Source organism: Cohnella cholangitidis, assembly GCF_014107495.1.
In the GTDB taxonomy this organism is placed as follows: Bacteria; Bacillota; Bacilli; order Paenibacillales; family Paenibacillaceae; genus Cohnella; species Cohnella cholangitidis.
The window spans coordinates 2,202,479-2,220,594 of sequence record NZ_CP041969.1; the positions used below are offsets into that span (position 1 = coordinate 2,202,479).

An 18,116-nucleotide genomic window follows, 5' to 3' on the forward strand; every position below is an offset into this window, starting at 1 on the left:
CGAACTAGGCTGATTACCAGCTCGCTTTTTTGACGCCAGGAATCTGGCCTTTATATGCCAATTCACGGAAACAGATCCGGCAGATCTTGAATTTTTGCAAAACGGAATGCGGACGACCGCAACGCTCGCAACGCGTGTAAGCCTGGACTTTAAACTTCGGCGCGCGTTGTTGCTTGATTTTCATCGACGTTTTTGCCACTTGCTTTCACACCTCCATTAGGTACCTTTTGCTCATTGACCGGGCTATCGTCACTTCGCAAACGGCATACCCAATTGGGTGAGCAGCTCACGCGCTTCTTCGTCCGATTTTGCAGTCGTGACGATGACGATATCCATCCCGCGAACTTTATCAATCTTGTCATACTCGATTTCCGGGAAAATCAATTGCTCTTTCAATCCAAGCGTGTAGTTACCGCGGCCATCGAACGATTTCGTCGATACGCCGTGAAAGTCACGAACGCGAGGAAGAGAAATGTTGAACAATTTATCCAAGAAGTAGTACATACGCTCGCCGCGAAGAGTTACTTTAACTCCGATCGGCAAGTTCTCACGCAAGCGGAAGCCCGCGATCGATTTTTTCGAACGAGTGATTACTGGTTTTTGACCGGCAATCTTCTGCATGTCCTCAACTGCAAAATCCATGATTTTGGAGTTAGAAACCGCTTCGCCGACACCCATGTTGATGACGACTTTCTCGATTTTAGGCACTTGCATGACGGATTTGTAGCTAAACTTCTGCATAAGAGCAGGAGTAATTTCATTCAGGAAACGTTCCTTCATTCTTGCTGCCATGAGTCACAGTGACCTCCTTTCCGTTCTTACTGCGATTAGTCGATCATTTCTCCGGAGCGTTTAGCTACCCGGACTTTTTTGCCGTTATCAAGCGTTTTGTAACCAACGCGAGTTGGTTTGCCGCTCTTAGGATCGATATGCATAACGTTGGAAGCGTGAATTGGCGCTTCGCGTTCGATGATACCGCCTTGTTGGTTCGTCGGGTTAGGGCGAGTATGACGTTTGATCATATTGACGCCTTCGACAAGAACGCGATTTTCGCGCGGGTAAGCAGCGATAATGCGGCCTTTTTTGCCTTTGTCTTTGCCCGAGATGACGATGATGTTATCGTCTTTTTTCACGTGCAGTTTATGGTTGTGCGATTCAAGCACTTTTTTCAGACGGGGCATGGGTACACCTCCTTGAGTGTTTCTCCATCGGTGCGTTCCGGATAATTAAAGAACTTCCGGTGCCAGGGAAATGATTTTCATAAAGTCGTGTTCGCGAAGTTCACGAGCTACAGGTCCGAAAATACGGGTACCGCGCGGGCTCTTGTCTTCTTTTACGATTACAGCAGCATTCTCGTCGAATGCGATGTAAGATCCATCTTTACGGCGTACCGAACGTTTCGTACGAACGATAACACATTTGACTACGTCGCCTTTTTTGACAACGCCGCCTGGTGTTGCTTGTTTTACGGAACATACGATCATATCACCGATATGTCCTACGCGGCGTCCTGTACCGCCAAGCACGCGGATACACATCAATTCTTTAGCGCCGGAGTTGTCGGCAACAGCCAGACGCGTAAACGGTTGAATCATCGCAAGGTCCTCCTTTCAGTAAGAAAACTTCTTTCGAAGAGTCGCTTAGGCCAATACGGCTTTCTCGACGATTTCGACCAGGCGCCAAGTTTTGTCTTTCGACAACGGGCGGGTCTCCATGATTCTCACGGTGTCGCCGATTTGTGCTTCGTTGTTTTCGTCATGCGCTTTGAATTTCTTCGTGTATTTAATCCGTTTGTGGTAGAGGCTGTGCTTTTTGTAAGTTTCAACAGCTACCACAATCGTTTTATCCATTTTGTCGCTGACGACTTTACCAATCTGCACTTTACGATTGTTGTTGCGTTCGCTCATGGTAATCCTCCTTTTCCCGGGTATTAGCCGATGCCGAGTTCACGCTCGCGCAAAATGGTTTTAGCCCGAGCAATTTCTTTCCGCAGATCGCCAAGGCGGTGCGGGTTATCCAGTTGGCCAGTAGCCAGTTGGAAGCGGAGGTTGAACAGCTCATCCTTGAAGCCGGCGATCTTCTGTTCGAGTTCCGCCGATGTCAGGTTGCGAAATTCACTGGCTTTCATTTGCTTCACCACCCAGTTCTTCACGTTTCACAAACTTCGTCTTGATCGGCAACTTGTGTGCTGCAAGACGCATTGCTTCACGTGCGATCTCCTCGGATACCCCTGCGAGTTCGAACAATACTTTGCCCGGTTTCACAACGGCAACCCATGCTTCTACGTTACCTTTACCGCTACCCATCCGAACCTCAAGAGGTTTTTGGGTAATTGGTTTCGAAGGGAAAATTTTGATCCAAACTTTACCGCCCCGTTTAATATAACGAGTCATCGCGATACGCGCAGCCTCGATTTGACGGTTAGTTACCCAAGAAGGCTCCATAGCTTGCAGGCCGTATTCACCGAAATGAACCTCAGCGCCGCCTTTAGCTTGGCCTCTCATTTTACCGCGGTGTACTTTGCGGTGTTTTACGCGTTTAGGGACCAACATGATCAGTTGCCTCCTTCCTCAGCAGCTCTTTTCTTCGTCGGAAGGACTTCGCCACGGTAGATCCATACTTTTACGCCGATGCGGCCGTAAGTCGTATGTGCTTCTGCCGTTCCGTAATCGATATCAGCGCGGAGCGTGTGCAATGGCACTGTTCCTTCGCTGTATCCTTCTTGACGAGCAATTTCCGCTCCGCCCAGACGACCACTAACGGATGTTTTGATTCCTTTCGCGCCAGCGCGTTGAGTACGTTGCATAGCTTGTTTCATCGCGCGGCGGAATGAAACGCGGCGTTCCAATTGTTGCGCGATGCTCTCGGCAACCAGGATAGCGTCCAATTCCGGGTTTTTGATCTCGGAGATGTTAATGTGCACTTTTTTGCCGTTCGTGATTTTCGTAAGTTGGCCGCGAAGCACTTCTACTTCAGCGCCGCCTTTACCGATTACGATACCCGGCTTAGCAGTGTGAATCGTAACGTTAACGCGATTAGCCGCACGTTCGATTTCGATTTTGGATACTGCTGCTTCCTTCAACTTCGTCTTAAGGAATTCGCGGATTTTGACATCTTCGATAAGAAGGGAGCCGAAATCTTTGTCAGCATACCATTTGGATTCCCAATCACGGATGATGCCGATGCGAAGACCGACGGGATTTACTTTTTGACCCACACGTTGTCCCTCCTTATTTCTCAGATACGACCAGCGTAATGTGGCTGGAGCGCTTGAAAATACTGAATGCGCGACCTTGGGAACGAGGTTGGAATCGTTTCATCGTTGGACCTTCGTTAACGAAGGCTTCGGACACGACCAATTTGTTCACGTCGAGCTGGTAGTTGTGTTCAGCGTTCGCAATGGCAGAGTTCAACAATTTCTCCAAAACAGGAGATGCCGAACGCGGAGTGTGACGCAGAATAGCAACAGCATCGCCGACTTTCTTACCGCGGATCAGATCAACGACCAGGCGGACTTTACGAGCCGGAATGCGAATGTTATTCACAACAGCTTTCGCTTGCTGAGACATCGATGTACCTCCTCCCTTACGTTACGTTCGTTGCGATTAATCAGCGTCACCTCGGTCACGCTTTAATCAATCGCACTTCGTAGGGTTAAAATTAACGCTTGCCCGTTTTTTTATCGTCGTCCGTATGACCTTTGAACGTGCGCGTTGGCGCGAATTCACCAAGCTTATGACCAACCATATCTTCCGATACGTATACTGGCACGTGCTTGCGTCCATCATATACCGCGAACGTTTGACCCACGAATTGTGGGAAAATCGTCGAGCGGCGAGACCACGTTTTGATAACGACTTTCTTATTCGAACCGGATAGTTCTTCCACTTTTTTCAGTAGATATCCATCCACGAAAGGTCCTTTTTTCAAACTGCGACCCATGGAATGCTCCTCCCTTCAACGCGGTTTTCACCCCAAAAAGTGAAGCCGATGCTTCGAACCGTATTCCGATTACTTTCCGGGGACCCCATATCAGATCTCATTCGTTCATGCCGCCAAGCAATTACTTGCTGCGACGACGAACAATATATTTGCTCGAAGCTTTTTTCTTCTTGCGTGTTTTGTAACCGAGCGTTGGTTGACCCCATGGAGAAAGCGGGGATTTGCGACCGATTGGAGCGCGGCCTTCGCCACCACCGTGCGGGTGATCGTTCGGGTTCATAACAACCCCACGAACTGTCGGGCGTTTGCCTAACCAACGGTTGCGTCCAGCTTTACCAACGTTCAGCAACTCATGGTCTTGGTTACCAACCGTACCGATTGTTGCACGGCAAGTTTTGAGAATGCGGCGAATCTCGCCGGATGTCAAACGAATGGTAACGTAAGTTTCTTCTTTACCGAGCAATTGAGCGCTAGTACCCGCAGCGCGAACCATTTGGCCGCCTTTGCCTGGTTTCAGCTCAATGTTGTGGATAACTGTACCGACTGGAATGTTCTCCAACGGAAGCGCATTACCCACTTTGATGTCGGCAGTAGGACCGGACATGATCACATCGTCGACTTTAAGGCCTTTCGGTGCGATAATGTACGTTTTCTCGCCGTCTGCATAGTTGATCAGAGCGATGTAAGAAGTACGGTTCGGATCGTATTCGATCGAAGCCACGCGGCCGGGAATGCCGTCCTTAGTGCGCTTGAAGTCGATGATCCGGTACTTACGCTTATGACCACCGCCGTGATGGCGAACGGTAATTTTACCTTGGTTGTTACGGCCTGCACGTTTGAATAACGGCGCGAGCAAGGATTTTTCCGGCTCATTCGTCGTAATCTCTTCGAACGTTGCGATCGTCATTTGACGACGGCTGGCCGTTGTCGGATTAAACTTTTTGACTGGCAATTGGATTCCCTCCTTACTTTAGAGACTTATTATACAGAGGATTCGAAGAACTCAAGCGGCTTGCTGTCTGCGGAAAGCTGCACGATTGCTTTTTTCCATTCAGAAGTATAACCGCTATGTCTGCCGTAGCGTTTAGGCTTAGCAGGCATTCTGAGAGTATTAACGCCAACGACTTTTACTTTGAAGATCTGTTCGATGGCTTGTTTGATTTCGGTTTTGTTCGCTTTCAAATCGACTTCAAAAACGTATTTGTTCTGTTCCAAGAAGTCGCTTGTGCGTTCGGTAACAACCGGCCGTTTGATTAGATCGCGGGGGTTCTTCATTACGCGAACACCTCCTCAACTTTAGCGACTGCATCCTTCGTGATGATCAATTGATCATGTTTCATCACGTCAAGCACGTTGATTCCTTCAGCGGAAACGAATTTAACGCCTGGGATATTACGCGCGGACAGAGCCACGTTATTATCAAAGTCAGCCGTCACTACTAGAGCTTTACGGGATACTTTGAGGTTGTTCAGGATCTTAGCGATGTCCTTCGTTTTCGGTTGGGACAAGCTCAGCTGATCAAGAACGATGATTTGGTTATCCACAACTTTGCTGGACAACGCGGATTTGATTGCCAAACGACGTACTTTACGCGGCAATTTGAAACCGTAGCTGCGTGGCGTTGGTCCGAATACGATACCGCCGCCTTTCCATTGCGGCGAACGAATACTACCTTGACGAGCGCGGCCAGTTCCTTTTTGTTTCCAAGGCTTGCGTCCGCCTCCGCGAACTTCCGAACGACCTTTCGTATCGTGCGTTCCGGAGCGAAGCGAAGCTTGTTGAAGCAATACAGCGCTGTGCAGAACGTGTACGTTCGGCTCTAAACCGAATACTCCTTCTGCCAGATCCAATTGTCCAACTTCTTTGCCGTCTACGTTAAATACGGATACTTTCGGCATGAGTGGTCCTCCTTTCCTCATACATTACGTATTATTTCTTCACCGCTGAGCGGATTTTGAGAAAGCTGTTACGAGCGCCCGGTACGGAACCTTTAATCAACAATACATTACGCTCTAAATCGACTTTAACGATTTCAAGGTTTTGTACGGTGATCGTTTCGCTACCCATGCGGCCGTGCATTTTCTTACCTTTTGGTACGCGGTTTGCGTCACGGATTGTCGCGAGCGAACCGTTACCGCGGTGATACTTGGAACCGTGCGTCATTTTACCGCGTTGGAAGCCCCAACGTTTGATTGCGCCTGTCGTTCCTTTACCTTTGGAAATACCCGTTACGTCAACGATATCGCCTTCGGAGAATTGGTCAACCTTAAGTTCCTGGCCAACTTCCAAGTCAGCTGGCGTAAGTCCGCTAACTTCGCGAATGAAGCGCTTGGGTGCCGCGCCCGCTTTTTTAGCGTGGCCGATGGCTGGTTTAGTTGCTAGCTTTTCGCGTTTGTCCGCGAAGCCGAGCTGTACTGCTTCGTATCCGTCGTTATCCGCGGATTTCTTTTGCAATACGACGTTCGGAGTTGCCTCTACCACAGTAACCGGCACTACGTTGCCGTCAGCTGCGAATATTTGAGTCATTCCGAGTTTACGTCCCAAGATTCCTGACATGTTGACACCTCTTTTCTGATGGATCTAATTTACTTGTTGTTGCAATTAAAGCTTGATTTCGATATCAACGCCGGATGGCAGGTCAAGGCGCATAAGCGCGTCGACTGTTTGCGGCGTAGGATTGACGATATCAATCAAACGCTTGTGCGTACGCATTTCGAATTGCTCACGCGAATCCTTGTATTTGTGCACCGCACGCAGGATCGTGATGATCTGCTTCTCGGTCGGCAACGGGATCGGACCGGATACACCTGCACCAGTACGTTTCGCCGTTTCTACGATTTTCTCCGCGGATTGATCCAGGATACGGTGGTCGTAGGCTTTCAAACGGATACGGATTTTTTGCTTAGCCATAGAATTCCCTCCTTCATTCGCCCAATTTTGGAATCGGACATACTCCGTGAGAATAACCCGACAATCACCTATTGGCATCCTTTATGGCAAAGGGGCCGGGTGTGTCGGCAACCTCTCACATCAACGCACAGTCACAGACCAACATTCACTATTATAGCGATCTGCCCAATTGAATGCAACATTTTTTTTCGAAAGAGTGCATAATGCCTTTTCGGTGCGTATTTTTGCGTTTCATGGGTTTTAATCGGATAAGAAACAATGAAACGGACGGGTTTTACCGCTATGCTCCCAAGCGTGTATTACGGAGATACACACTATGCCGGATTGGCTTGAACAAGCTTTATTTAGATCACTATGACGAAGATGCTACAGCGCATTAACCATAAATATTCCAGTTCCTCGTCATGGACCTTCCATGTCTTCCATATAGATAAGACAGGCCACGGTGAAGGGACTGATTTGCTTGTTTTCGCTCCAAAAAGTCATAGTCATCATTGTCGGTAGCATGCTAATAGCTATGGGCATCGACTTTTTCCTGATGCCTATCAAAGTGCTTGATGGCGGTTTGATAGGCATCGCTCTTATCGGTAATTATCTATTCGGTCTGAAAGTCGGCCTTCTCCTCATTCTCTGCAGCTCGCCTGTATTCATTTATACATGGTTCAAAGATAAGACCTTCTTTTTTCACAGCTTGTTCGGGATGATCTTCTTGTCTTACTTTATAGATCTGTTCGATCCTTATAACCCGCTTGGATCTTTAGTCAGCCAATACCCCTTTATCGCTTCCATCGTTGGCGGTCTCTTCATAGGAATCGGTTTCGGTATTTTACTCCGATTCGATACGAGCACCGGCGGAATTGACTTGCTCGCCAAATTGCTCGCGGGCAAGCTTAGAATCAATGTCGGAATTCTGATTCTTCTTATGGATGCTATCGTCGTAAGCATGGGCGGACTTTTATTCTCCGTAGATACTTTCTTCCTCTCCGTTGCCACGATCAGTTCCGGCGGTTTGGCCACCAGCTTATGTACGACAAAGTACTTCTCATACTGACGCGACAGAACGCCATTATAATAGAAGAAAGAAAAAAAGAGCTATCTTGGCTTAAACGCCATGATAGCTCTTTCTTTATTGGAAAGTCGCTTATTTTTGGATCGAAGCAACCGCGCCAGCGCCTACAGTACGTCCGCCTTCGCGAATAGCGAAGCGAGTACCTTCTTCGATAGCGATTGGGGAGATCAGTTGAACGGTTACAGTGATGTTATCACCAGGCATAACCATTTCTGTTCCTTCTGGCAGGTTGATGATGCCAGTTACGTCTGTTGTCCGGAAGTAGAATTGCGGACGGTATCCTGTGAAGAAAGGCTTGTGACGGCCACCCTCAGCGGAAGTCAGAACGTAGATTTGAGCAGTGAACTCAGTGTGCGGTTTAACGGAACCTGGTTTCGCGATTACTTGGCCGCGCTCGATGTCTTTACGGTCTACACCACGAAGCAATGCTCCGATGTTGTCGCCGGCTTGAGCTTGATCAAGCAATTTGCGGAACATTTCTACGCCCGTTACAACGGATTTGCGAGTTTCTTCTTGCAAACCGATGATTTCAGCCTCGTCACCAACTTTGATGATACCACGCTCAACGCGGCCTGTAGCAACCGTACCACGACCAGTGATCGTGAACACGTCCTCAACTGGCATCAAGAAAGGCTTGTCAGTTGCGCGCTCAGGAGTTGGGATGTAGCTGTCGATAGCTTCGAACAACTCGACGATTTTGTCAGCCCAAGGGCCGTCTGGGTTTTGCAGAGCTTCACGAGCAGCGCCGCGGATGATTGGAGTGTCATCGCCTGGGAATTCATATTCGCTAAGAAGATCGCGAACTTCCATCTCAACAAGCTCAAGCAACTCTTCGTCTTCAACCATGTCGCATTTGTTCAAGAATACGACGATGTAAGGAACGCCTACTTGACGGGAGAGAAGGATGTGCTCGCGCGTTTGCGGCATAGGGCCGTCAGCAGCGGATACAACCAGGATAGCTCCGTCCATTTGAGCAGCGCCAGTGATCATGTTTTTAACATAGTCAGCATGTCCTGGGCAGTCAACGTGCGCATAGTGACGGTTAGGAGTTTCGTACTCAACGTGTGCAGTGGAAATTGTAATTCCACGCTCGCGCTCTTCTGGAGCTTTGTCGATTTGGTCAAACGCTACAGCAGCACCGCTACCGTATTTTTTGTTCAATACCGACGTGATTGCAGCAGTAGTAGTTGTTTTACCGTGGTCAACGTGACCGATCGTACCGATGTTAACGTGTGGTTTATTACGTTCGAATTTAGCCTTAGCCATGGATACTGTTCCTCCTTAATGTTTAAAAGGATTATATTTGGTGGAGGGCCGGGGGTGCATGATGCAATCCCACGTCCCTTCCGCTTTCTAAATCATTACGCGCCTTTGTGTTTCGAAATGATCTCTTCCGAAATCGACTTAGGCACTTCTTCGTAGTGGGACAGTTCCATCGAGAACACCCCACGGCCTTGCGTACCGGAACGAAGCGTTGTGGAGTATCCGAACATCTCAGCCAACGGCACCTTCGCACGAACGATTTGTGCGCCGAAACGCATATCCGATCCTTCGATGCGGCGCGACGGGAGCTCAACATGCCCATAACATCTCCGAAGTACTCTTCGGGAACCGTTACTTCAACCTTCATGATTGGCTCGAGCAACACAGGATTACATTTGTCCTTCGCTGCTTTAAGCGCCATCGATCCGGCGATTTTGAACGCCATCTCCGAGGAGTCGACGTCATGGTAAGATCCGTCGAAGATTGTAGCTTTGATATCTACGAGCGGGAAGCCGGCGAGTACGCCGTTTTTCATCGACTCTTCGATACCAGCTTGTACCGGCGCGATAAACTCGCGTGGTACTACGCCGCCGACGACTTTGTTCTCGAACAAGAAGCCTTCGCCTGGCTCGCGCGGTTCGAACTCGATCCAGCAATGGCCGTATTGACCGCGTCCACCGGATTGGCGAACGAATTTACCTTCGACTTTCGCAGCTGTACGGAACGTTTCACGGTAAGCAACTTGCGGTTTACCGACATTCGTCTCCACTTTGAATTCGCGAAGCATACGGTCAACAAGGATTTCCAAGTGAAGCTCGCCCATACCGGAGATGATCGTTTGGCCGGTTTCTTCGTCCGTGTGAGCACGGAACGTAGGATCTTCCTCGGCCAGCTTCTGCAGAGCGATACCCATTTTATCTTGGTCGGCTTTAGTTTTCGGCTCAACCGCGAGTTGGATAACCGGCTCTGGGAAGTTCATCGATTCCAGGATTACAGGGTTTTTCTCGTCACAAAGCGTGTCGCCTGTTGTCGTGTCTTTCAGACCGACGGCAGCAGCGATGTCACCGGAATAAACTTCGCTGATTTCTTGACGGCTGTTCGCATGCATTTGCAGAATACGACCAACGCGTTCGCGTTTGCCTTTAGTCGCGTTAACAACATAAGAGCCTGCGCTCAGTACGCCGGAGTAAACGCGGAAGAAGGTCAAACGACCAACGTAAGGGTCAGTCATGATTTTGAATGCAAGAGCAGCGAACGGCTCGTTGTCAGCGGATTTGCGAGTTGTTTCCGTGCCATCGTCCAAGATTCCTTTGATATCAGGAACATCGACTGGGGAAGGCAGGAAGTCAACTACGGCATCCAGCATCGGTTGAACACCTTTGTTACGGTAAGAGGAACCGCATACGACTGGGAAGATTTTAACTTCGCAGACGCCTTTACGAAGAGCCGCTTTGATTTCAGCAACGGAAAGCTCTTCGCCTTCCAGGTACTTCATCGTCAATTCTTCGTCAAGCTCGGCAACTTTCTCTACCAAGATGTTGCGCAGTTCTTCCGCTTGATCCGCGTATTCTGCAGGAATTTCAATTTTCTCTGGGTCTTTGCCTTGATCGTCTTTGTATTTATAAGCAACCCGTTCAATCAGGTCGATCATACCTACGAAAGTATCTTCGGCGCCCATCGGCAATTGAATTGCTACAGCGTTAGCGTTCAAGCGCTCTCTCATGTCTTTAACAACATTGAGATAGTCCGCACCGATAATATCCATCTTATTAACATAAGCGATACGCGGTACGCCGTAACGGTCGGCTTGACGCCATACCGTCTCGGATTGTGGTTCTACACCTTCTTTGGCGCTAAATACGCCAACGGCCCCATCCAATACGCGCAAGGAGCGCTCAACCTCTACCGTAAAGTCAACGTGACCCGGAGTGTCGATAATATTGATACGGAGACCCTTCCACTGAGCGGTTGTCGCGGCAGACGTAATCGTGATACCGCGCTCTTGCTCTTGCTCCATCCAGTCCATCGTAGCGGCGCCTTCATGCACTTCGCCGATTTTGTGAACGCGTCCGGTGTAGAACAAAATCCGTTCAGTAGTCGTGGTTTTACCCGCATCAATATGCGCCATAATCCCGATATTACGCGTATTTTGCAAGGAGAACTCTCTAGCCATCGATACAGTCTCCCTTCATTTGTCTTGCTTAAGCGAATCCTACCAACGGTAGTGAGCAAACGCTTTGTTCGCTTCCGCCATTTTGTGAGTATCCTCACGTTTCTTAACGGCTGCTCCAGTGTTATTGGAAGCATCCAGAATTTCAGCTGCTAAACGCTCTTCCATCGTTTTCTCGCCGCGGTTGCGGGAGTAGTTAACGAGCCAGCGCAGTCCAAGGGACGTGCGGCGTTCAGGCTTAACTTCAATCGGAACTTGATAGTTGGCTCCACCTACGCGGCGAGCTTTAACTTCAAGCACCGGCATGATGTTCTTGATTGCTGCTTCAAAAACCTCCATTGGATCTTTACCGGAGCGCTCTTGAATCAATTTGAATGCATCATAGAGAAGTTGTTGGGCAACGCCCTTCTTCCCGTCGATCATGATGCGGTTTACTAGACGAGTAACAAGTTTGCTGTTGTACAGCGGATCCGGGAGTACATCCCGTTTCGGAACTGGTCCTTTACGTGGCATCGAAGTTCCTCCTTTCTCATTCATGTTGTTCTGCGTCAGGCGACGATGTCGCCTATCCGCTTATTAGGATTTCTTGACTTTCGGTCTTTTCGTACCGTATTTGGAACGAGCTTGCTTACGGTTGTTAACGCCCGCGGTATCCAAAGCTCCGCGTACGATATGATAACGAACCCCCGGCAAGTCTTTAACCCGGCCTCCGCGAACAAGAACAACGCTGTGCTCTTGCAAGTTATGGCCGATACCCCCGATGTAGGCGGTCACCTCAACGCGGTTGGTCAAACGGACCCTCGCGTATTTACGAAGTGCGGAGTTCGGTTTTTTCGGAGTCATCGTTCCTACACGAGTGCACACACCGCGCTTTTGAGGAGCGCTGATGTCCGTTTCAACGCGTTTCAACGCGTTAAAACCTCTTTGAAGAGCAGGAGATTTCGATTTAACGACCTTCGATTGACGGCCTTTACGAACTAGCTGGTTAATTGTTGGCATGCTGCCACCCCCTTCCCATAATCGTTAAGAAAATAATTAGTAAACGACTCAATCGATACCTTATTGCGAAGCCCACAGATCCAGGTGGTTCATTTTAAGAGACGAGAAAGGGCCCGACCGGTCACCTTCGCACATGAAAATCGCTTTTCCGCGTTCGTTGACCGAATCAAACCCATCAATCTTATTCTCTAACGGTCATAGCATTGAGCTATGCCGATACAATGTCGCACTCTTTGCCTAGGTCCGCACCGTATCGATGTACGTCAGTTTGACGCACGTCTGGCACACACTAGAACATATTATCACTTGGAATTGGGTGTGTCAAGAAGTTTAGATTCACGTTTGCCTATTGCTTATAACAGCTTTTTTTCATTTTCACGAGAAAAACCCAGAACAACAAAAGACTATAAATCAACGGCGCAAGCAGAGAAATCGTTATCTCGCCGTAGGTTGCCTCCTCGTAATGATTAAGCATTTCCATCGTATGAGATATCGGAGGTATTACCCATGCCATCGGGCGCACGGCTTCCGGCAACGCGCTCTCAATCCCTGCGCCGGCCAGCGAAAGAGCAATTACCATGAACAATCCTAGAATGGCGTACCCCAGCTTCTGTACCAGTTTGTTCGTAAATAGCAGGGATACCGACATTCCCAATAATGACAACGAGACATGACTGATTATTGATACTACGATTTCCGCAGCGTTTGGTTGTCTTACGAACTTATCGAAAGCAATCGGGTACAACACGCACATAATCGACAAAGCACTAACGATAATGACCATAACCAGTAGCTTGCTTATGTAGTATTTGGATAAGTTCCCTATGTGCATAACGGTTATTTGCTGCTGCGTCTCGTCCTCGACATCGATATAGCTGAATGATAGCCAAGCGGAAACAACGAACAACAGAGTAGCCGTGAACGAATAGCTCGGCATTACCGGATTAGGAACAACGCTATATATGAAATACAAACTCAAACCGAAAATCAAAAGCGGTGCGACATACCTGTAGGAACGTGTATAGTACCGCAATGAGAATCCCATCGTTGCCCTCATATTGCGCCCCCCTGATCCGGCTTGATGAACGAACTCGACTTTTCGGGGATCGAAGTTACGGACACGATAGACGCCCCGGCAAGGAGAATGTCGCGCAGGAATACATCGCTCTTCTCCGCCGCCACTTCGACTCTCCAGTTACGATTCTCTCTTGTCCAAGACGTGATCCCGTCTCCGTTGTCGATGTAATGCCTTGCTTCCTTTTCTCCGAGATCGAAAATAATCGATTTACCTTGAGGTGCCCCTGATGATATCCGGTTATCGGTTGCGATTCCCCCGCCTGCGAGAACGACGACGCGATCGGCTACTCGTTGGATGATTTCCTTCTCGTGCGTGGTCAGGACGATGGCGATGCCTTGCCTTTTCAACTGAAGGAGCACGTTCATCAGTTCCTCCTGAGTTCCGATATCCAATCCGGACAACGGCTCGTCCATCAGGAGAAGATCCGGCTTCTCGAGCAAAGCTTGAGCAAGGTTTACCTTCTGGAGCATGCCTTTGGAGAAGTGTCGAAGCTGTTGCGCGGTCGAACGATCCAGTCCGAGCTGGTTCAATAACCCGGATATTGTTGCGTCTAATCCGCTTCCGTCCATTCCTCTTATTCTTCCCATGCTCCGCAAATATTCCATTGCCGTAAACCTCAATTTAGGAAGCCTATCCGGAGCAAAACCGATCGACAATTTTTTACCCGTCAATGTTTCTATTCTGCTTCCGCCCGTAAAGGCTCCTAATCCGCTAATTATCTTTAGTAAAGTACTCTTACCTGTACCATTACTCCCGACGATAGCCATGACTTCTCCTTCGTAAACGGTTAACGAAAGCTTATTCAGAACTTCCTTATGAGCGAAATTGCACGAGATGTTGTCTAACGAAATTACGGATCGACTCATTGATGCAACTCCCAACTAAAAATGGTTCTAAAAAAAAGGCGAATACCGTTGCCGGTATCCGCCCTTTGTCGATGCTTGTTTTAATGCTTTCGTTAAATCGGTTTACTCAACGCCAACCGGCTCGAGCTCTGCCGCTTCGTCCGTCGGTTCGTCAAAAGGCGACACGACGCGAATGTTGCGGTAACGAGCCATACCCGTACCAGCCGGAATGAGCTTCCCGATAATGACGTTCTCCTTGAGTCCGAGCAATCTGTCGACTTTGCCTTTGATAGCAGCATCGGTCAGAACGCGAGTCGTCTCTTGGAAAGACGCCGCCGATAAGAAGGAATCGGTTTCGAGCGAAGCCTTCGTGATCCCGAGGAGCACTGGACGCGCTACTGCGGGCTCTTTATCGGCAAGGATTGCGTCGCGGTTAGCCGCTTCGTATTCGTGCAGATCCACGAATGCGCCAGGGAGCAGAACCGTGTCGCCCGGATCAACGATGCGAATTTTGCGAAGCATCTGCTTGATCATAACTTCGATGTGCTTATCGTTGATTTCAACGCCTTGGTTACGGTAAACGCGTTGAACCTCTTGCAGAATGTAGTTCTGCACCCCGCGAATTCCTTTAATCCTCAGCATTTCTTTCGGATCGATCGAACCGTCGGTCAATTCGTCGCCTGCTTCGACCTGTTGGCCTTGAACGACGCGAATACGGGAACCGTAGCTGACCGGGTAGATTTTGGATTCCGCTCCGCCCTGCAACTCGATTTCGCGGCGATCCTTCGTTTCGCGAATTTCTTTAACTACGCCGTCAAGCTCGGAGATAATGGCTTGACCTTTCGGATTCCGAGCTTCGAACAGCTCTTGGATCCTCGGCAAACCTTGCGTAATATCGTCTCCGGCAACACCGCCGGTATGGAACGTACGCATCGTGAGCTGAGTTCCCGGTTCCCCGATCGATTGCGCGGCGATAATACCGACCGCTTCCCCGATTTCGACTTTCTTGCCCGTTGCCAGATTGCGTCCGTAACACAGCTTACATACGCCATGACGGGCACGGCAGCTAAGCACGGAACGAATCTGTACTTTCTTAATGTCGGCACGAATGATCTCTTCCGCGATAGGCGTGTCGATCAGATCGTTGCGATTGGCGATAATTTCTTTCGTCTCCGGATGGCGGATCGTTTCGAACGCGTAACGGCCTTCGATACGGTCGAACAAGTCCTCGATAACCTCTTTGCCATCCTCGATACGGGATACCGTAATCCCTTTATCCGTTCCGCAATCGTCCTCGCGAACGATTACGTCTTGGGCTACGTCTACGAGACGACGAGTCAAGTAACCGGAGTCGGCTGTCCTTAGCGCCGTATCGGCAAGACCTTTCCGCGCTCCATGCGTGGAAATGAAGTATTCCAATACGGTGAGGCCTTCGCGGAAGTTCGATTTGATCGGTAACTCGATGATACGTCCGGACGGGTTGGCCATCAGACCGCGCATACCGCCCAATTGGGTGATTTGCGATTTGTTACCCCGCGCTTTGGAGTCGACCATCAACATGATGCTGTTGTAGCGATCCATGGACTTCATCAGAATGTCGGTCAATTCGTCCTTCGTTTTGCTCCAGATCTCGATAACGCGATCGCGGCGCTCTTCGTTCGTGATCAAACCGCGACGGTATTGCGTAGCTACGACGTTAACGCGCTCTTCGGACTTCGCGAGAATTTGTTGCTTCTCTTGAGGAACGATAACGTCGGATACGCCGATCGTAATTCCGGCGCGCGTCGAGTACGTGAATCCGAGCTGCTTGATTTTATCCAAAATAACCGATGTTTCCGTCGTGTGGTAGATACGGAAGCATTCGCCGATGATGTTACCCAAGTATTCTTTACCTACGGCTCCCGGAATTTGCGGATCCTCGATATATTTGCTCAGGTCGGCGCCTTTTTCGTAGATGAAATATTTATCCGGCGTACCTTTAACGAGGTTTTCTTTCGTCGCCTCGTTAATGTATGGGAACGTATCCGGGAAGATTTCATTGAAAATAATTTTTCCGATCGTCGTAACGATCAGAGCTTCTTGTTGCTCCGGAGTAAAGGTCTTTTTCTTCAACTCTTTAACCGGAATGATAACCCGAGCGTGCAGGGAAATGCCTGCAGTGCTGCGTTGGTATGCGGAGACAGCCTCGTTCACGTTCGCGAAGCGAAGACCCGTTCCGTAGGATTTGTTGTTGTCCATCGTGAGATAGAAGCATCCAAGAACCATATCCTGGGACGGAGTAACTACCGGCTTACCGTCTTTAGGGTTCAAGATGTTACCCGCCGCAAGCATGAGCAAGCGTGCTTCGGCTTGCGCTTCCGCGGACAACGGTACGTGAACCGCCATTTGGTCGCCGTCGAAGTCGGCATTATAAGCCGTACAAACGAGCGGGTGAAGCTTGATAGCGCGGCCTTCGACCAAGATCGGTTCGAACGCTTGGATACCCAGTCTGTGAAGCGTTGGCGCACGGTTGAGCAGTACCGGATGTTCCTTGATTACTTCTTCGAGTACATCCCATACTTCAGGGCTCACGCGTTCGACTTTGCGCTTCGCGCTCTTAATGTTATGAGCAAGGCCTTTAAGCACAAGCTCTTTCATAACGAACGGCTTGAACAGCTCCAACGCCATCTCTTTAGGAAGACCGCATTGGTACATTCTCAGGCTTGGTCCGACAACGATAACCGAACGTCCGGAGTAATCGACGCGTTTACCGAGCAAGTTCTGACGGAAACGTCCTTGTTTCCCTTTCAGCATGTGGCTGAGGGATTTCAACGGACGATTACCTGGGCCGGTAACCGGACGGCCGCGACGGCCGTTGTCGATCAGGGCATCGACGGCTTCTTGAAGCATCCGCTTCTCGTTCTGCACGATGATATCCGGCGCTCCCAGATCGAGCAAACGTTTCAACCGGTTGTTCCGGTTGATAACGCGACGGTACAGATCGTTCAAATCGCTTGTCGCGAAACGTCCGCCGTCCAATTGAACCATTGGGCGCAATTCCGGAGGAATAACCGGCAGAACGTCGAGAATCATCCAATCCGGCAAGTTGCCGGAGTTACGGAACGATTCCACCACTTCAAGGCGTTTGATCGCGCGATTGCGACGTTGGCCTTGAGCGGTGCGCAAGTCTTCTTTCAGCATTTCGAGCTCGCGGTCCAGGTCGATGTCCTGAAGCAGTCTCTTGACCGCTTCGGCACCCATCCCGGCATGGAACGCGTATCCGTATTTATCACGGTAGCTGCGGTATTCCTTCTCGGAGAGAAGCTGTTTCTTCTCCAGCGGCGTGTCGCCCGGATCCGTAACGACGTAGGAAGCGAAGTAGATGATCTCTTCGAGCGAACGAGGAGACATATCCAGCGCAAGACCCATGCGGCTTGGAATCCCTTTGAAATACCAGATGTGCGATACGGGCGCCGCTAATTCGATGTGGCCCATCCGTTCGCGGCGAACTTTCGCGCGCGTAACTTCGACTCCGCAACGATCGCAGACAACGCCTTTGTAACGAACTCTTTTGTATTTGCCGCAATGACATTCCCAGTCCTTGGTCGGCCCGAAAATCTTCTCGCAGAACAGGCCTTCTTTTTCCGGCTTCAAGGTCCGGTAGTTTATCGTTTCCGGCTTCTTGACTTCGCCTCTTGACCAAGACCGGATTTTGTCCGGGGAAGCCAAACCGATTTTCATAAACTCAAAGTTATTGACGTCTAACAAGGAGCAAGCCCTCCTTCATCGTTGCTAAGATTTCAGATCTTAACGACGGCCCCGAAGGCCCGGCGTCATGCGACTGCGGAACGCAGCCAAAGC

At 49.6% G+C, this 18,116-nt stretch carries 22 protein-coding genes and 1 pseudogene; 1 reads left to right on the plus strand and 22 read right to left on the minus strand.

What is annotated here, in order from left to right:
• Positions 1 to 13 precede the first annotated feature (13 nt).
• The 15 genes from FPL14_RS10525 to rpsJ form a co-directional block, all read right to left on the minus strand.
• Positions 14 to 199, minus strand: coding sequence for a type Z 30S ribosomal protein S14 (locus tag FPL14_RS10525; RefSeq protein ID WP_027087364.1), 186 nt, complete (start codon positions 197 to 199; stop codon positions 14 to 16).
• Positions 200 to 249: 50 nt separating this feature from the next.
• Positions 250 to 792 (minus strand): 50S ribosomal protein L5, encoded by a 543-nt coding sequence (gene rplE / locus FPL14_RS10530; protein ID WP_182302912.1) that lies wholly within the window; start codon positions 790 to 792, stop codon positions 250 to 252.
• Between the two features lie 35 nt (positions 793 to 827).
• Positions 828 to 1,181: a 50S ribosomal protein L24 gene (gene rplX / locus FPL14_RS10535; protein WP_220471232.1), complete on the minus strand. Its 354-nt coding sequence runs from the start codon at positions 1,179 to 1,181 to the stop codon at positions 828 to 830.
• A gap of 45 nt (positions 1,182 to 1,226) precedes the next feature.
• Positions 1,227 to 1,595, minus strand: coding sequence for a 50S ribosomal protein L14 (rplN, locus tag FPL14_RS10540; RefSeq protein ID WP_169281344.1), 369 nt, complete (start codon positions 1,593 to 1,595; stop codon positions 1,227 to 1,229).
• 45 nt (positions 1,596 to 1,640) lie between these two features.
• Positions 1,641 to 1,907: a 30S ribosomal protein S17 gene (gene rpsQ / locus FPL14_RS10545; RefSeq protein ID WP_182302913.1), complete on the minus strand. Its 267-nt coding sequence runs from the start codon at positions 1,905 to 1,907 to the stop codon at positions 1,641 to 1,643.
• A gap of 23 nt (positions 1,908 to 1,930) precedes the next feature.
• Positions 1,931 to 2,128 (minus strand): 50S ribosomal protein L29, encoded by a 198-nt coding sequence (rpmC, locus tag FPL14_RS10550; protein WP_041066918.1) that lies wholly within the window; start codon positions 2,126 to 2,128, stop codon positions 1,931 to 1,933.
• Positions 2,115 to 2,552 (minus strand): 50S ribosomal protein L16, encoded by a 438-nt coding sequence (gene rplP, locus FPL14_RS10555; protein ID WP_182302914.1) that lies wholly within the window; start codon positions 2,550 to 2,552, stop codon positions 2,115 to 2,117. Before rplP ends, rpmC begins: the two co-directional genes overlap by 14 nt.
• A 2-nt stretch (positions 2,553 to 2,554) precedes the next feature.
• On the minus strand, positions 2,555 to 3,217 hold the full coding sequence (gene rpsC, locus FPL14_RS10560) for a 30S ribosomal protein S3 (protein WP_182302915.1): 663 nt from the start codon (positions 3,215 to 3,217) through the stop codon (positions 2,555 to 2,557).
• Positions 3,218 to 3,230: 13 nt separating this feature from the next.
• Positions 3,231 to 3,569: a 50S ribosomal protein L22 gene (gene rplV / locus FPL14_RS10565; protein ID WP_169281348.1), complete on the minus strand. Its 339-nt coding sequence runs from the start codon at positions 3,567 to 3,569 to the stop codon at positions 3,231 to 3,233.
• 91 nt (positions 3,570 to 3,660) lie between these two features.
• On the minus strand, positions 3,661 to 3,942 hold the full coding sequence (gene rpsS, locus FPL14_RS10570; protein ID WP_135153599.1) for a 30S ribosomal protein S19: 282 nt from the start codon (positions 3,940 to 3,942) through the stop codon (positions 3,661 to 3,663).
• A gap of 121 nt (positions 3,943 to 4,063) precedes the next feature.
• Positions 4,064 to 4,894 (minus strand): 50S ribosomal protein L2, encoded by an 831-nt coding sequence (gene rplB, locus FPL14_RS10575; protein WP_182302916.1) that lies wholly within the window; start codon positions 4,892 to 4,894, stop codon positions 4,064 to 4,066.
• A 29-nt stretch (positions 4,895 to 4,923) separates the two neighbouring features.
• Positions 4,924 to 5,217, minus strand: a complete 294-nt coding sequence (gene rplW / locus FPL14_RS10580; RefSeq protein WP_182302917.1) for a 50S ribosomal protein L23 — start codon at positions 5,215 to 5,217, stop codon at positions 4,924 to 4,926.
• Entirely contained in the window at positions 5,217 to 5,840 is a 624-nt protein-coding gene (rplD, locus tag FPL14_RS10585) for a 50S ribosomal protein L4 (protein ID WP_182302918.1), read from the minus strand. The genes rplW and rplD overlap by 1 nt, the downstream gene beginning before the upstream one ends.
• A 31-nt stretch (positions 5,841 to 5,871) precedes the next feature.
• The gene (gene rplC / locus FPL14_RS10590; protein WP_182302919.1) at positions 5,872 to 6,498 is read right to left on the minus strand and encodes a 50S ribosomal protein L3; all 627 of its coding nucleotides are present in this window, start codon (positions 6,496 to 6,498) and stop codon (positions 5,872 to 5,874) included.
• 45 nt (positions 6,499 to 6,543) lie between these two features.
• Positions 6,544 to 6,852: a 30S ribosomal protein S10 gene (gene rpsJ / locus FPL14_RS10595; protein ID WP_027087350.1), complete on the minus strand. Its 309-nt coding sequence runs from the start codon at positions 6,850 to 6,852 to the stop codon at positions 6,544 to 6,546.
• Positions 6,853 to 7,315: 463 nt separating this feature from the next.
• Between rpsJ and FPL14_RS10600 the strand changes: the two genes are divergently transcribed.
• Complete coding sequence (locus FPL14_RS10600; RefSeq protein WP_182302920.1) at positions 7,316 to 7,903, plus strand: YitT family protein; 588 nt, start codon at positions 7,316 to 7,318, stop codon at positions 7,901 to 7,903.
• Positions 7,904 to 7,993: 90 nt separating this feature from the next.
• Here FPL14_RS10600 and tuf read toward each other — a convergent pair whose 3' ends face one another.
• The 7 genes and pseudogenes from tuf to rpoC all read right to left on the minus strand — a co-directional run bounded on the left by tuf (position 7,994) and on the right by rpoC (position 18,023).
• The gene (gene tuf, locus FPL14_RS10605; RefSeq protein WP_182302921.1) at positions 7,994 to 9,187 is read right to left on the minus strand and encodes an elongation factor Tu; all 1,194 of its coding nucleotides are present in this window, start codon (positions 9,185 to 9,187) and stop codon (positions 7,994 to 7,996) included.
• Positions 9,188 to 9,282: 95 nt separating this feature from the next.
• A pseudogene (fusA, locus tag FPL14_RS10610) lies at positions 9,283 to 11,357 on the minus strand (elongation factor G).
• A 39-nt stretch (positions 11,358 to 11,396) separates the two neighbouring features.
• The gene (gene rpsG / locus FPL14_RS10615; protein WP_182302922.1) at positions 11,397 to 11,867 is read right to left on the minus strand and encodes a 30S ribosomal protein S7; all 471 of its coding nucleotides are present in this window, start codon (positions 11,865 to 11,867) and stop codon (positions 11,397 to 11,399) included.
• Positions 11,868 to 11,930: 63 nt separating this feature from the next.
• Positions 11,931 to 12,353 (minus strand): 30S ribosomal protein S12, encoded by a 423-nt coding sequence (gene rpsL / locus FPL14_RS10620; RefSeq protein WP_182302923.1) that lies wholly within the window; start codon positions 12,351 to 12,353, stop codon positions 11,931 to 11,933.
• 346 nt (positions 12,354 to 12,699) lie between these two features.
• Positions 12,700 to 13,410 carry a hypothetical protein gene (locus tag FPL14_RS10625; RefSeq protein WP_182302924.1) on the minus strand — a complete coding sequence of 237 codons (711 nt, stop codon included), beginning with the start codon at positions 13,408 to 13,410 and terminating at the stop codon, positions 12,700 to 12,702.
• Positions 13,407 to 14,297, minus strand: coding sequence for an ABC transporter ATP-binding protein (locus FPL14_RS10630; protein ID WP_182302925.1), 891 nt, complete (start codon positions 14,295 to 14,297; stop codon positions 13,407 to 13,409). Before FPL14_RS10630 ends, FPL14_RS10625 begins: the two co-directional genes overlap by 4 nt.
• A 102-nt stretch (positions 14,298 to 14,399) precedes the next feature.
• Positions 14,400 to 18,023, minus strand: coding sequence for a DNA-directed RNA polymerase subunit beta' (rpoC, locus tag FPL14_RS10635; protein WP_182302926.1), 3,624 nt, complete (start codon positions 18,021 to 18,023; stop codon positions 14,400 to 14,402).
• Positions 18,024 to 18,116: the final 93 nt, after the last annotated feature.

Coding starts and splice junctions, on each gene's coding strand:
- rplW (WP_182302917.1), bottom strand. CDS start 5,217: ATGAAGAACCCCCGCGATCTAATCAAACGGCCGGTTGTTACCGAACGC.
- rpsG (WP_182302922.1), bottom strand. CDS start 11,867: ATGCCACGTAAAGGACCAGTTCCGAAACGGGATGTACTCCCGGATCCG.
- rplN (WP_169281344.1), bottom strand. CDS start 1,595: ATGATTCAACCGTTTACGCGTCTGGCTGTTGCCGACAACTCCGGCGCT.
- rplC (WP_182302919.1), bottom strand. CDS start 6,498: ATGTCAGGAATCTTGGGACGTAAACTCGGAATGACTCAAATATTCGCA.
- tuf (WP_182302921.1), bottom strand. CDS start 9,187: ATGGCTAAGGCTAAATTCGAACGTAATAAACCACACGTTAACATCGGT.
- rplE (WP_182302912.1), bottom strand. CDS start 792: ATGGCAGCAAGAATGAAGGAACGTTTCCTGAATGAAATTACTCCTGCT.
- FPL14_RS10625 (WP_182302924.1), bottom strand. CDS start 13,410: ATGAGGGCAACGATGGGATTCTCATTGCGGTACTATACACGTTCCTAC.
- rpsL (WP_182302923.1), bottom strand. CDS start 12,353: ATGCCAACAATTAACCAGCTAGTTCGTAAAGGCCGTCAATCGAAGGTC.
- rpmC (WP_041066918.1), bottom strand. CDS start 2,128: ATGAAAGCCAGTGAATTTCGCAACCTGACATCGGCGGAACTCGAACAG.
- rpsS (WP_135153599.1), bottom strand. CDS start 3,942: ATGGGTCGCAGTTTGAAAAAAGGACCTTTCGTGGATGGATATCTACTG.
- rpsJ (WP_027087350.1), bottom strand. CDS start 6,852: ATGGCTAAGCAAAAAATCCGTATCCGTTTGAAAGCCTACGACCACCGT.
- rpsQ (WP_182302913.1), bottom strand. CDS start 1,907: ATGAGCGAACGCAACAACAATCGTAAAGTGCAGATTGGTAAAGTCGTC.
- rplX (WP_220471232.1), bottom strand. CDS start 1,181: ATGCCCCGTCTGAAAAAAGTGCTTGAATCGCACAACCATAAACTGCAC.
- FPL14_RS10630 (WP_182302925.1), bottom strand. CDS start 14,297: ATGAGTCGATCCGTAATTTCGTTAGACAACATCTCGTGCAATTTCGCT.
- rplD (WP_182302918.1), bottom strand. CDS start 5,840: ATGCCGAAAGTATCCGTATTTAACGTAGACGGCAAAGAAGTTGGACAA.
- rplV (WP_169281348.1), bottom strand. CDS start 3,569: ATGTCTCAGCAAGCGAAAGCTGTTGTGAATAACATTCGCATTCCGGCT.
- rplP (WP_182302914.1), bottom strand. CDS start 2,552: ATGTTGGTCCCTAAACGCGTAAAACACCGCAAAGTACACCGCGGTAAA.